Raw genomic sequence first — 13,167 nt, 5'->3', positions numbered from 1 at the left:
GCGCCCGGGGGGCCGCGCTGCTCGCCGGGCTCACGGTCGCGGTCGTCGTGCTGGTCGCCGCGGCCCCGGCGCTGTGGCGGCGCCTCGGGCCTCGCCGCACCGTCGCCGGTCTGGTCGTCGTCGTGCTGCTCGCGGTGCTGCTGACGCGCTGCACGGTCAGGGGCGGCGCCCCGGCCGGGCCGTGGCCGGTGCCCGACTGGCTCGTGGTCGGCTGCGACGTCGGCCAGGGCGACGCGGTCCTGCTGCGCTCCGGGCCCGAGTCGGCCGTGCTGGTCGACGCCGGCCCGGACGACGAGCTGGTGGACGGGTGCCTGGACCGGCTCGGCGTGCGGCGCCTGGACGCCGTCCTGCTCTCGCACCTGCACGCCGACCACGTCGACGGGCTGGCCGGGGCGCTGCGCGGGCGGTCGGTGGGGCCGGTGTGGACGTCGCCGCTGCAGCCGCCCGGCCCGGTGCTCGACGGGGCGAACGCGGCGCTGGCGGACGCCGGCGCCGACCTCGGCGCGGTCGCCGCGGGTGCGACCGGGCGCGCGGGCGCGGTGACCTGGACGGTGCTGTGGCCGCCCGCGGGGGTGGCGTACCTGACGTCGCCGGACTCCTCCGAGGTCAACGACTCCAGCGTGGTGGTGCTCGCGGAGGTCGCCGGGCTGCGGGTGCTGCTGACCGGGGACGTCGAGACGGGGGCGCAGGAGCGGCTCGCCGCCGGGGCCGCGGGCTGGCCGGGCGGTCCGCAGGTCGACGTCGTCAAGGTCGCCCACCACGGCTCCGCCCGGCAGGACGCGGCGCTGTACGCGCTGGCCCGCCCGCGGGTCGCGCTCGTCGAGGTCGGCGCGGCCAACGACTACGGCCACCCGTCCGCGTCCGCGCTGGGCGTCCTGGCCGGGGTCGGGGCGCGCACCCTGCGCACCGACCGCGACGGCGACGTCGCCGTGGCGGGGACGCCGGAGCGGCTGCGGACCGTGGTGCGCGGCTCCGACCCGCGCGAGGCCGCCCGCCGCGACCGCTACGGCGCGGGGTGACCCGCGGGCGGTGCGAGGTGCCGGGCGCTGTCGGGCGCAGGTGGCAGGCTGTCGCCGTGCCCGCCCGAACCACCCCGCCCGCCGCGAAGAAGGCCGCTCCCGCCAAGACCGCCGTGAAGTCGCTGGTCACCGCCGTCGACCCGCACGACGTGCCCCTCGCACCGGTCGTCCTCCTCACGGGCTCCGAGGACCACCTGGCGGACCGGGCGCTGCAGTCGCTCGTGGCCACCCTCCGCGCGGCGGACCCGGCCTTCGAGCGCACCGACGTCGCGGCGGCCGGCTACCAGGCGGGGCAGCTGTCGACGTGGACGTCGCCGTCGCTGTTCATGGAGCGCTCCCTCGTCGTCGTGGACGGCGTCGACGCGGCCACCGACGCCTTCGTCGAGGACGTGCTCGCCTACCTGCCCGACCCGTCCGACGCGGTCGTGCTCGTGCTGCGCCACCGCGGCGGCAACCGGGCGAAGAAGGTCCTCGACGGCGCCCGCGGCACGCGCGGCAGCGTCGAGGTGGCCTGCCAGCCGCTCAAGCGCGACCAGGACAAGGTCGACTTCGTCATCGCCGACGTCCGCCGCGTCCGCCGGCGCATCGACGTCGACGCGGCCCGGGCGCTCGTGCACGCCGTCGGCAGCGACCTGGGGGAGATGGCCGCGGCCGTCGACCAGCTGCTCTCCGACACCGACGGCACCATCACCGAAGCGGACGTCAACCGCTACCACGGGGGCCGGCGGGAGGCGACGGGCTTCGAGGTCGCCGACGCCGCCATCGACGGCCACGCCGGCGCGGCCCTCGCCCTGGCCCGGCACGCGGCCGCGACCGGCGTCCCCGGCGTCCTCGTCGTCGCGGCGCTCGCCTCGCGGCTGCGCACGCTCGCGAAGGTCGCCTCCGCCGGGCGCGGCAAGTCCGCCGACGTCGCCCGCGACCTCGGCATGGCCCCGTGGCTCGTCGACCGCGCGCGCCGCGACCTGCAGCACGTCGAGCCCGAGGGCCTGGCCCGGGCGCTGCTCGCGGTCGCCGCCGCCGACCACGCGATCAAGGGCGGCGGCGAGGACGGCGAGTACGCCGTCGAGCGGGCCGTCCGGGTCACCGCCGAGGCCCGCAGCCGCTGACCCTGCCGGAGCCCGCCCGCTCGTCCCGGTGGCGGCTCGACGACCCGGCGGCTCGACGACCCGGCCGGCTCGGCTCCCTGGTCGCCGTGCGACGCCCTGGCGACGCGCGTCGGGGCAGGGGAGCGGTCGTCGGGGCAGCCCGTCGCCTGCACCCACGGCCGCACCCACGAGGGTCGGCCGGTGACGCGACGCACGACCGAGCCCCTCGGGGTCCCGGACAGGGCGCGACCCAGCGGCCGGAAGTCCCCGGGACGCACGGAAGGCCGGTCCCCGTGCGGGGACCGGCCTTCCGTGAGCGGAACCGACCTCAGGCCTTGGCGGCAGCCTTGGCGATCGAGGACTTGCGGTTCGCGGCCTGGTTCTTGTGGATGACGCCCTTGCTGACGGCCTTGTCGAGCTTCTTGCTCGCGAGGCGCAGCGCCGCGGTGGTCTTCTCGGCGTCGCCGCTCGCCGCGGCGTCCTTGAAGGAGCGGATCGCGGTGCGCAGCTCCGACTTCACGGCCTTGTTGCGCAGGCGGGCCTTCTCGTTGGTCTTGATGCGCTTGATCTGCGACTTGATGTTCGCCACGTCGTGAGCTTCCTTGTCGTCGAGCCGGTCGATGTCAGAGGGCGGTCTGGCCCACCGGGGACTCCGGCGTGGGGTACCGGGTGACGGCGGGGACCGTGACCTCCGCGCGCGGACGGCGAAGGCATCAGCCAGGTTACCAGCGCTCGCGCGCCGTGCCGGACGCGCAGGCGGCCGGGAGCTGGCAACACCCCCGTGATCTCGAGGAAACCCGCAGGACACGTCGAGTCCTCTAGCGTGCGCCCCATGTCCGACGTCTTCGACGGCTACCGCGACTCCCTGGTGGGTGCGGCCGCTGACCGCGCTGCCGACGAGATGTTCGACGGCGCGGGCCTGCCGCGCGAGGACTGGGCCGCGCTGCACACCACGCTCCTGGACATCCCGGTCACCGAGCTGCGCGCCCGCGCCGACCAGCTGGCCGCGACCTTCCTCGACCGGGGCGTCACCTTCGACTACGCGGGCGAGGAGCGGCCCTTCCCCCTCGACGTCGTGCCGCGCCTCATCGAGGCGGAGCGCTGGAGCCGCGTCGAGCGCGGGGTGCAGCAGCGCGTGCGCGTCCTGGAGGCCTTCCTGGCCGACGTGTACGGGCCCATGGCGTGCGTGCGCGACGGCGTCATCCCGCGCCGGGTCATCACCTCCTCCAGCCACTTCCACCGCGCGGCCGTGGGCGTCGAGCCCGGCGGCGGGATCCGCATCCACGTCGCGGGCATCGACCTGGTGCGCGACGAGGCGGGCGACTTCAAGGTCCTCGAGGACAACGTGCGGGTGCCCAGCGGCGTCAGCTACGTCCTGGAGAACCGCCAGGCCATGACGCAGGTGCTGCCCGAGGCCTTCGAGGCCCACCGCGTGCAGCCGGTCGCCGACTACCCGCAGCACCTGCTCTCCGCGCTGCGGGCCGCCGCGCCCTCGGGCGTGGACGACCCGACGGTGGTCGTGCTGACCCCCGGCGTCTACAACAGCGCCTACTTCGAGCACTCCCTGCTGGCGCGCGCCATGGGCGTCGAGCTCGTCGAGGGCCGCGACCTCGTCTGCCGCGGCAACCGCGTCTACATGCGCACCACCGCGGGCGACCGCCGCGTCGACGTGGTCTACCGCCGCGTCGACGACGACTTCCTCGACCCCGTGCACTTCAAGCGCAGCTCGGTCCTGGGCGTCGCGGGCATCCTCAACGCCGCGCGCGCCGGCGGGGTGAGCATCGCCAACGCCGTCGGCAACGGGGTCGCCGACGACAAGCTCGTCTACACCTACGTGCCCGCGCTGACGCGGTACTACCTGGGCGAGGAGCTGGTCCTCGGCAACGTGCCCACGTACCGGCTCGAGATCCCCGCCGAGCGCGAGGAGGCCATGGACCGGCTCGAGGAGCTCGTCGTGAAGCCCGTCGACGGCTCCGGCGGCAAGGGCCTCGTCGTCTGCCCCGACGCCACGCCCGAGCAGATCGCCGAGCTGCGCGCCCGGGTGCTCGCCGACCCGCGCGGGTGGATCGCGCAGCCCGTGGTGGCGCTGTCGACCGTCCCGACGCTCGCCGGGCAGCACCTGCGCCCCCGACACGTCGACCTGCGGCCGTTCGCCGTCAACGACGGCCGGCGCGTGCGCGTCCTGCCCGGCGGTCTCACGCGCGTCGCGCTGCGGGAGGGCTCGCTCGTCGTGAACTCCAGCCAGGGTGGCGGGTCGAAGGACACGTGGGTGCTCGCGGCCACCGGCGACGCCGTCGAGGAGCTCGCCGCGCCCGAGACGGCCGAGGTGCTGACCACCCCGATCGACCCCGGCAACAACCACGCCGCCGACCCGGGCCCCGGCACCGGCGGCGAGCAGGCCCAGCAGCAGCAGTGACGACACCGGCCCCGCGCCCGCCGACGTCCCCGCCGGCGACCCAGGCACCGCACCCGCGACGACCCACGACCCGGACCCCGAGGAGGCGCATCCCGTGCTGAGCCGCATCGCGGAGTCGTTGTTCTGGATCGGCCGCTACACCGAGCGCGCCGACGCGACCGCCCGCATCCTCGACGTCCACGTCGAGCGCACGCTGGCGGACCCGTGGATCGACGAGAACGCCGTCACGACGTCCCTGCTCGCCGTCATGGGTACGACGGTCGACCCGAGCGTCGGCCGGGTGGGGCGCCGGGAGCTCCTGGAGAAGCTGGCCTACGACCCGGTGAGCTCCAGCTCCATCACGGGCGCCCTGGGCGCGGCCCGCGAGAACGCCCGCCGGGCGCGCGAGACGGTCTCCTCGGACATGTGGGAGAGCCTGAACACGACCTGGAACGCCCTGGCGTCCGGGCGCTGGCGCTCGGCCAGCCCGCACCGGTTCTTCTCCTGGGTCCGCGAGCGCACCGCGGTGGTCTCCGGCCTGGTCGATGCCACGATGAGCCGCGACGACAGCTGGCAGTTCTTCGTCCTCGGCCGCTCGCTGGAGCGCGCCGACATGACCGCGCGCCTCGTGGCCACGCGGGCCGTGGGCGGCACCGGCACCCAGTGGCCGCTGCTGCTGCGCTCGTGCGGGGCCTACGAGGCGTTCCTGCGCGCCTACCAGGGCTCCAGCACGGGCGCGGCGGGCGAGCAGCACGCCGCGGAGTTCCTCCTGCTCGACCGGCTCTTCCCCCGCTCGGTGGTCAACGCGCTCAACGTCGCGGAGGGCTGCCTCGTGGCGATCGACCCGCAGCAGCGCCGCGTGGGCTACGCCGAGGACGCGCGGCGGATCATCGGGCAGGCCCGGACGCGGCTGGAGTTCCAGAGCTCCGAGCAGCTCCTCAGCGACCTGCACCCGCAGATGCGCGGCGTGCAGGAGGCCTGCTCGGCGGCCTCGCAGGCGGTCGCCGAACGCTTCTTCCCCGCGGCCACCGCGGTCTCGTGGACGGCAGGGAGGTCCTGATGCGGCACCGCATCGTGCACACGACGACGCACACCTACGACGGCTCCGTGCTGGCCTCGTTCAACGAGGCGCGCATGACGCCCCTGACGACGCCCGAGCAGACGGCGCTGGACACCCGCGTGGAGGTCAGCCCCGTCGCGTCGCTGTCGCGCTACTGGGACTACTGGGGCACCCACGTCACGGCCTTCGACATCCACGCCCGCCACCACGAGATGGTGACGACGGCCAGCAGCCTCGTCGAGGTCGACCGCCCCGCGCGCCCGGAGCACGAGGTCGCCTCCTGGGAGTGGCTGCGCAGCGAGGAGGTGCTCGACCTGCACGTCGAGCACCTGACGCAGACGGCGCGGACCGTCCCGCCGCCGGAGGGCTTCACCGAGCGCGTCCACGACCTGGCCGCGGGCGCCGACCCGCGCGAGGCCGCCCACCGCGTCTGCTCCTGGGTGCGCGAGGAGGTCAAGTACGTGCCGGGCGCGACCGGCGTGCACGCCACGGCCGCGGAGTCGTGGGAGCAGCGCAGCGGCGTCTGCCAGGACCTCGCCCACCTCGCCCTGGCCGGCCTGCGCGAGCTCGGCATCCCCGCCCGCTACGTCTCCGGCTACCTGCACCCGAAGCGCGAGCCGCAGCTCAACGTCGAGGTCGCGGGCGAGAGCCACGCCTGGATCGACTTCTTCGACGGCGAGTGGACGGGCTGGGACCCCACGAACGACATCCCCATCGGCAACCGCCACGTCGTCGTGGCCCGGGCGCGCGACTACTCCGACGTGAGCCCGCTGCGGGGCGTCTACTCGGGGCCGACCTCGACCGTGCGGGCGCAGGTCGCCGTCACCCGCGTGGCGTAGCGGCCGGGCCGGCCCGGCGGCGGTCCCGGCTCGACGGGCCGTGGCGGCCGCGCGTCCCTAGCCTCGGCGCGTGTCCCGCGAGACCGAGCACCCCGCCCACCGCCGTCCGCAGGGGCGGGTGCGCCGGGTCCTGGCGCACCCGCCGTTCCGCAACGCGGCCGTCGTGGTCCTCATCGCCTCGGTGATGGGGGCCGTGTTCGCGTCCTTCTACCTCGACGCGCTGGGCCGGCCCACGGCCCGGGCGCTCGCGGTGGGGGTGGTCGGGCCCGGCGCCGCGCAGCACCCGTACGTGCGGGCGCTCGACGCGGCCACCTCCCACGGCCTCGTCCTGACGCCGTACGCCACGGCGGCGCAGGCCGAGCGGGCCGTGGCGCTGCAGGAGCTCTACGCGGTCGTGGTGGTCGGCGGCGACGGGGCCGTGACCCTGGAGACCTCCAGCGCGTCGGGGGCCTCGGTGACGCGGGTGCTGGGCCAGGCCTCCGCGGGCGCCCAGCAGCAGACCGGGACCCGGCTGACGACGACCGACCTGCACCCGCTGCCGCCGAGCGACCCGTCGGGGCTGTCCGCGTTCTACGTGACGATCGCCGCGACGATCATCGGGTTCATCGGCACGTTCCAGCTGCGCGCCAACGCGCGGCCGCTGGGGCTGCGGGCGTGGCTGACCGCGACGGGGGCGCTGGCCGTCCTCGGCAGCCTGCTCATCGTCGTGGCGGGCGACCGGCTGCTGGGCCTGCCGCTGCCCTTCGTCGAGACGTGGTGGGCGCTGGCGCTGCAGATGACCACGGCGTCGGCGTTCTCGGCGACCATGAGCGTGCTGATCGGCCGGTGGGCGCTGCTGCCGACGTGGACCGTGTTCATCCTGCTCGGCAACACCTCCTCGGGAGGGGCGGTGTCGCCGGGCCTGCTGCCGCAGCCGTTCGCGTTCCTGCACGAGTGGCTGCCGTCGGGGGCCACGGTCACCGCGCTGCGGGCCGCGGCGTACTTCCCGGACACCGAGCGCTGGGGCCCGCGGCTCGTGCTGCTGGCCTGGGCGGTGGTGTGCCTGGCCGCGCTGGTCCTCGTCTGCCGCCGGCGCGGGACGAGCCCCGGCGCGGCCGACTAGACCACGCGGTCGAGGCGGGGCGCCGTCACGGCACGGTCGGCACGGCGAGGACGTCGTGCTCGGCGACCTCCCACCACAGCTCGTGCAGGTCGTGGTAGCGGCTGCCGGGTTCGGTCCGGCCCTCCCACGGCTTGTCGATGATGTAGTGGATGTTCTTCACCTCGGCGGCGTCCCACAGCTGGGGGTGCTGGTGCGGCAGCGTCTTCAGCGCGTTGTAGACGTACGGCATCGGCCGCCACCGGCCCGCGAAGAACTCGTTGAGGAAGTCCTGCTCGGCGAACTGGTAGCGGGTGAGGTCCGTGAGGCCCCCGAGCCGCGACAGCAGCGCCTCGAACACCGCCTGGTCGGGGTCCACGACGAGGAAGCCACCGTTGAAGTAGTTGTCGACGAGGTCCGGCTGCTCGGTGTGGTCCACGCCCCGGCAGTGCGTGTAGAAGCAGTTCGCCGGGGTCCAGCTCGCGGGGTAGCTGGCGATCCGGTTCGGGTTGCAGCGGCAGGCGTGGCAGGCCGCCACGCCGCCCGCGGGCAGCTCGAGGGAGAACAGCTCGTCCATGGCCGCGACGACGAGCATGTCGGCGTCCAGGACGACGAGCCGCTCGAACTCCACGAGGCTCCACGACGCGAGCTTGGTCCAGACCTCCGCGAACCGGGCGTTGGCGTAGTTCGCCTCGAGGTGGCTGTCCGGGCGCAGCGGCGGGACCTCGCGCACGAGGCAGCCGTCGTCGAGCAGCACCTGCCGGCTCGTCGCGTCGACCTCCGGGGTCACCATCACCACCAGCGGGTGCGGGGTGCCGGTGCGGCGCAGGGACGCGTGCAGGACGCGCACCCCCACCAGGTAGTCCGGCTGCGTCAGCAGCGTTGCCCACGCCTTCATCGATGCTCTCCTCGTGGTTTCGGGGACGATCGGTGGAACGGTGCCGCCCGGCCGGGCGGGTGTCGTGCGTGCGGTGCGGCAGCGGTCAGTAGAACACCGCCGGCCGGGCGGTGCGCACACCGTCGACGCCGTCCGGACGAACCGGGCGGTCGGACGAGGCGGTCAGCCGAACAGCCGCTCGGTCGACGAGGACGTCAGTCGAACAGGGCGTCGGTGAACGCGTTGGCGAACCGGTGCTGCGGGTCGAGCTGCTCGCGGACCCGGCGGAAGTCCTCCCACCGGGGGTAGCGGGCCGCCCAGTCGTACAGCGGGGCCTCGAAGTACTTGCCCCAGTGCGGGCGCCCGCCCTCGTCGGCCAGGACCTCCTCGACGGCACGCAGGAAGTCCATGCCGCCCTCGGAGAGGCTGCCGTCCTCCGCGTAGTAGACGACGAAGCCGAACCAGCACGTCTCCTGCTCGAACGCCGGGCTGAGCCAGGCGGACGACGGCCCGGTGCAGCGCAGGATGACCGGGTAGTGCATGTGCGGGTTCGTCCGCGCGTGCCAGGCCTTCAGGACGGCGACGACCTCGTCGACCCGGTGCAGCGGCACGGCGATCTCGACGTTGATCTGCGGCGTCGCGATGCCGCGGCAGAACACCTGGTAGACGTCGCCCGTCACGTCGGAGAAGTCCTTGAAGCGGTTCACCGTGCGGTAGGGCTTGCCGGCGGCGTCGAGGATCTGCGTGTCGCCCCGCATGTTCGTGAGCGTCCGGTCGATCGTGCGGTTCATGGCGTCGCTGGTCTCGGCGCGCTCCAGCAGCGCGCTGCCACCGGCGCGGTAGGCGAGCTGCTCCGCGGGAGCCGCCTCCTGCGCCGTCCAGACGTGGACGAGGTTCTCGTCGGGGAACCACCACGCCTTGCTCAGCGCGTTCTCGCGGTTCCACGACGTGAGCTTCGTCCCCAGGTCGTCGGCGCTGACCGCGTCCTTGTGGCAGCTGTAGACGAGGCTCGGCACCGTCCGCAGCGTCACGGCGCTCACCGCGCCGAGGACGCCGAGGCCGAGCTGCGCCGCGGGGAAGGAGGGGTGCGCGCGGTCGAACTCCTGCACGGAACCGTCGGCCAGGACCATGCGGATCGAGAGCGCCGCGTCGGCGAGGGAACCCTGGCTCAGCCCCTGGCCGTGCGTGCCGGTGGCCAGCGCGCCGGCCAGCGTCTGCGAGGCGATGACGCCGGGCGAGGAGGGCAGTGCGCGGCCCATCGGCGTGAGGACGTCGTAGACCTCCTGCAGCGAGGTGCCGCCGGCGAAGGTGGCGCTGTCGGGCCCCGTGCCCAGCAGACCGCGCAACCGGCTGGTGTCCACGAGGCGGTCACCCTCCGCGGCCAGCTTCAGCATCCGGCCCGCGGACATGCGGGAACCCGCGAGGCGCACCCGGCCGGGGCCGGTGGTGACGGCGGCGCGCAGCTCGTCCTCGGTCGCGGGGGACGTCACCGCGCTGCTGCGGGCGAGGGTCGCGTTGCCCGCCCAGTTCCAGAGCTCGGCGCCGTCGTCGAGCTTCGTGCTGCGACGGGGGTAGGCGGTCACGGTGACGGCCATCGGCAACTCCTCACGTCCACGGGGGTGCGCTGGGCAGGGATGAACCTCAGAGAGCAGGGGAGGAACTTCAGGGCTCAAGGAACCTAACCCGAGTCCGCAGGGGTGGCGTCTCGTGCGGGGCGAAGGTGACGCACATCGCACCGCGACCGGGTGGCTCGGGTGGGCCCCTGTCGTCGGCCTCGGCTACAACGGCGTGGTGCAGATCTCCGACGCCGCGTGCGCGCCCCGCGCCGCGCTCCCGAACCCCTCCGCGGCGGGAGTCCGGTGAGCGGCCCGCGCGTGCTCGCCGTCCGCCTCGACTCCGACGGCGACGTCCTCATGACCGGCCCCGCGATCGCGGCGCTGCGCTGCGGCCCGGACGGGGAGACGGCCTCGCGCGTCGACGTGCTCGCGGCCCCGGCCGGGGCCGCCGCGGCGCGGCTGCTGCCGGGCGTCGACGAGGTGCTCGTCGCCGACGTGCCGTGGTCCGGCTACCGCCCGCCCGCCCCGGACGCCGCCGCGCTCACCGCCCTCGTCGAGACGGTGCGCGCCGGGGCCTACGACGAGGTCGTGGTCTTCACCTCCTTCCACCAGAGCCCGCTGCCGATGGCCCTGGTGGCGCGCCTGGCGGGTGTGCCCCGCGTCATCGCGGCCAGCGACGACTACCCCGGCAGCCTGCTCGACCTGCGCCACCGCCGCCCCGGCCCGATCGACGGCACCGGCGGCGAGCACGAGGTGGTCGCCAGCCTCGGCCTCATTGCCGCCTCGGGACGTCCCGTACCGGCCGACCCCCGGATGGCCTTGCGCCACCCCCTGCCGGACCTCCCGGCGGACCTGCTCGAGGAGCTCGGGGACGACCTCACCGGCGGTCGCCTCGTCGTCGTGCACCCCGGCGCGTCGGTCCCGGCGCGCGCCCCGTCCCCCGAGGTCGCGGCGGCGGCCGCGGCGGCCCTCGCGGCGGCCGGCTGGCGCGTCGTCGTCACGGGCGGGCCGGGCGAGGTCGACCTCGCCGCCCGCGTCAGCGCGGGCGTGCCCGGCGTGGTCGACGCCTCGGGGCGCACGTCCTTCGCCCAGCTCGCGACGCTGCTCGAGGCGGCCGCGGTCGTCGTGGTCGGCAACACGGGCCCGGCGCACCTCGCGGCCGCCGTCGGCACCCCCGTCGCCAGCTGGTTCTCCGCGGTCATGCCCCTGGAGCGGTGGGTGCCCTTCGGGGTGCCCGTCGTCGTGCTGGCCGACCTGTCCGCGCCCTGCCGCCTGACGCGCGCCCAGGTCTGCCCCGTCCCCGGGCACCCGTGCCTGGACGTCGCCCCGCAGCAGGTCCTCGACGCCGTCGAGGCGCTCGCCGCCGGCCGGGTGCCGGTGCCGCCGCCCGCGCAGCCGATGTCCACCGAGGCCGCAGGCCCCGCCGGCTCGGCCCAGGCGCTGTGAGCCGAACCTCGTGGAGCGGGCGCACACTCGGACCCGCGAGCACGACCCCCGGACGACGCCAGGAGGCGCAGCAGTGACGAACGGCCCCGCAGCAGAGGTCCCCGCTCCCGACGCGCCCGCTCCCGGCGCGCCCGCTCCGGACGCGACTGCTCCGGACGCCCAGGGCCCCGCGGCGCGGTGGCTCTCCCGGCACGAGCCGGAGGTCGCCGCGGCCGTGGGCAGCCTGCTCGCGCAGCAGCGGCTCCTGGACGGCTGGGGGGAGCTCCTGGCCGACCTCTTCCGACGCGGTGGCCGCGTCCTCGTGGGCGGCAACGGCGGCAGCGCCGCCGAGGCGCAGCACCTCACGGCCGAGCTCGTCGGCCGCTTCGAGGGCGAGCGCCGGCCGCTGTCGGCCATCGCCCTGCACGCCGAGACCTCCAGCACCACGGCCATCGGCAACGACTACGGGGCCGACGAGGTCTTCGCCCGCCAGGTCGAGGCCCACGGCCGTCCCGGCGACGTCCTGCTGCTGCTGTCCACCTCCGGACGCAGCGCCAACGTGCTGCGGGCCGCCGAGCGCGGCCGGCACGTGGGCCTGCGGGTCCTCGCGCTCACGGGCCCGAACCCCAGCCCGCTGTCCGCGGCCGCCGACGAGACCGTCCTCGTCGGCACCGCCGGCTCCTCGACCTCCGCCGTCCAGGAGGGCCACCTCGTCGCGGTCCACGCGCTGTGCACCGCCATCGACGCGCACCTGCGGGAGGAGCCGGAGACCGCCGTCGCACCCGCGGCCGGCGCGCAGGGGGCGGCGGTCTCCGAGGCCGCAGTCCCCGATACCGCCCCTGAGAACGCAGCCCCCGAGGCGACGACCCCCGCGGCGACCGCGCCGGGCGACGCCGTGCGCACGACCACCCCGCGCGCGCCCCGCACCCCGGGCGCCCGCCGCGTGGTCGTCGTCGGTGACAGCGTGCTGGACCGCGACCTGCTCGGGCGCAGCGAGCGCCTCGCACCCGACGCCCCCGTGCCCGTCGTGGACCTCACCGACGTCCAGGAGAGTCCCGGTGGCGCCGGTCTGACCGCGCTGCTGGTGGCGGCCGGGGGCGCGGGCGGCGCCGGCGCCGTGACCACGCTGGTCACCCCGCTGGCCGACGACGCCCCGGGCGAGCGGCTGCGGGCCGGCCTGCAGCAGGCACCGCACCCCGTGACGGTCGTCGGGCTCGGCCACCGGGGCGCGACCCGGACCAAGACCCGCATCCGCGTGGCGGGGCAGTCCCTCGTCCGCCTCGACGAGGGCGGGCCGGGCACGCCCGTCGCCGTCGACGCCGCCGCGCTGCGGGCGGTGCTCGCCGACGCGGACGTCGTCCTGGTCAGCGACTACGGCGCCGGCACGACGCACGACCCGGCCGTCCGCGCCGCCCTGACCGAGGCCGCGCGCCGGGTCCCGGTGCTCTGGGACCCGCACCCGCGCGGGGGAGCCCCCGTCCCGGGGTGCGCCCTCGTGACCCCGAACCTGGCCGAGGCCACCACCGCGGCCGGCGAGGGCGCCCCCGGCACGCCCGACGGGCTGGCCGAGCACCTGGCCACCGGCTGGGGCGCCCAGGGCGTCGTCGTGACAACCGGGGCGCAGGGCGCGTGGCTCGCCGCCCCCGGCACCGAGGGCATGTTCGTCCCGGCGCCCGCCGTCGCCGCCGGTGACCCGTGCGGGGCCGGGGACCGCTTCGCGGCCTCCGCGGCGCTGGCGCTGGCGTCCGGGCGGCTGCCGTCGGAGGCCGTGGTCTCCGCGGTCGGCGACGCCTCCGCGTGGGTGGCCGCGGGCGGGGCCGCCGGGTGGCGGGC

11 protein-coding genes are annotated in these 13,167 nt (G+C 75.9%); 8 read left to right on the top strand and 3 right to left on the bottom strand.

All coding sequences use genetic code 11. From position 1 onward, the window contains the following. Positions 1–1,019 (top strand): ComEC/Rec2 family competence protein (locus F1544_RS21935; protein ID WP_167588322.1); only part of this gene is annotated, 1,019 nt, incomplete at its 5' end. A 56-nt stretch (positions 1,020–1,075) separates the two neighbouring features. Next, positions 1,076–2,125, top strand: coding sequence for a DNA polymerase III subunit delta (gene holA, locus F1544_RS21930; RefSeq protein WP_308470261.1), 1,050 nt, complete (start codon positions 1,076–1,078; stop codon positions 2,123–2,125). A gap of 307 nt (positions 2,126–2,432) precedes the next feature. Here the strand turns inward: holA and rpsT are convergent, their stop codons facing one another. Beyond that, positions 2,433–2,693, bottom strand: coding sequence for a 30S ribosomal protein S20 (gene rpsT, locus F1544_RS25650; RefSeq protein ID WP_167588321.1), 261 nt, complete (start codon positions 2,691–2,693; stop codon positions 2,433–2,435). 243 nt (positions 2,694–2,936) lie between these two features. Between rpsT and F1544_RS21920 the strand changes: the two genes are divergently transcribed. The 4 genes from F1544_RS21920 (at position 2,937) to F1544_RS21905 (ending at position 7,500) form a co-directional block, all read left to right on the top strand. Continuing rightward, complete coding sequence (locus tag F1544_RS21920; RefSeq protein WP_167588320.1) at positions 2,937–4,520, top strand: circularly permuted type 2 ATP-grasp protein; 1,584 nt, start codon at positions 2,937–2,939, stop codon at positions 4,518–4,520. Between the two features lie 94 nt (positions 4,521–4,614). Next, entirely contained in the window at positions 4,615–5,559 is a 945-nt protein-coding gene (locus tag F1544_RS21915) for an alpha-E domain-containing protein (protein WP_167588319.1), read from the top strand. After that, a complete protein-coding gene (locus F1544_RS21910) occupies positions 5,538–6,398 on the top strand; it encodes a transglutaminase family protein (RefSeq protein ID WP_208972400.1) in 861 nt (286 codons plus the stop codon). The genes F1544_RS21915 and F1544_RS21910 overlap by 22 nt, the downstream gene beginning before the upstream one ends. Before the next feature lie 70 nt (positions 6,399–6,468). After that, positions 6,469–7,500, top strand: a complete 1,032-nt coding sequence (locus F1544_RS21905; protein WP_167588318.1) for an ABC-2 transporter permease — start codon at positions 6,469–6,471, stop codon at positions 7,498–7,500. A gap of 25 nt (positions 7,501–7,525) precedes the next feature. Here F1544_RS21905 and F1544_RS21900 read toward each other — a convergent pair whose 3' ends face one another. Then, positions 7,526–8,374 carry a glycosyltransferase family 8 protein gene (locus F1544_RS21900; protein ID WP_167588317.1) on the bottom strand — a complete coding sequence of 283 codons (849 nt, stop codon included), beginning with the start codon at positions 8,372–8,374 and terminating at the stop codon, positions 7,526–7,528. A gap of 194 nt (positions 8,375–8,568) precedes the next feature. Next, a complete protein-coding gene (locus F1544_RS21895) occupies positions 8,569–9,948 on the bottom strand; it encodes a D-arabinono-1,4-lactone oxidase (protein WP_167588316.1) in 1,380 nt (459 codons plus the stop codon). 264 nt (positions 9,949–10,212) lie between these two features. Here F1544_RS21895 and F1544_RS25955 point away from each other — a divergent pair, with 264 nt between their 5' ends. Both F1544_RS25955 and F1544_RS23675 read left to right on the top strand, forming a co-directional pair. Continuing rightward, complete coding sequence (locus tag F1544_RS25955) at positions 10,213–11,355, top strand: glycosyltransferase family 9 protein (protein ID WP_208972399.1); 1,143 nt, start codon at positions 10,213–10,215, stop codon at positions 11,353–11,355. Positions 11,356–11,428: 73 nt separating this feature from the next. Further along, positions 11,429–13,167 (top strand): PfkB family carbohydrate kinase (locus F1544_RS23675; RefSeq protein WP_208972398.1); only part of this gene is annotated, 1,739 nt, incomplete at its 3' end.

The organism is Kineococcus rubinsiae (assembly GCF_011839805.1).
GTDB lineage: Bacteria > Actinomycetota > Actinomycetes > Actinomycetales > Kineococcaceae > Kineococcus > Kineococcus rubinsiae.
Note: the sequence above shows the minus strand (reverse complement) of the source record. Positions and strands in the feature narration are given on the sequence as shown.

What these genes read in the sequence shown, in the direction of transcription:
- F1544_RS21895 (WP_167588316.1), bottom strand. Translation starts at nt 9,948, where the DNA reads ATGGCCGTCACCGTGACCGCCTACCCCCGTCGCAGCACGAAGCTCGAC.
- F1544_RS21900 (WP_167588317.1), bottom strand. Translation starts at nt 8,374, where the DNA reads ATGAAGGCGTGGGCAACGCTGCTGACGCAGCCGGACTACCTGGTGGGG.
- F1544_RS21920 (WP_167588320.1), top strand. Translation starts at nt 2,937, where the DNA reads ATGTCCGACGTCTTCGACGGCTACCGCGACTCCCTGGTGGGTGCGGCC.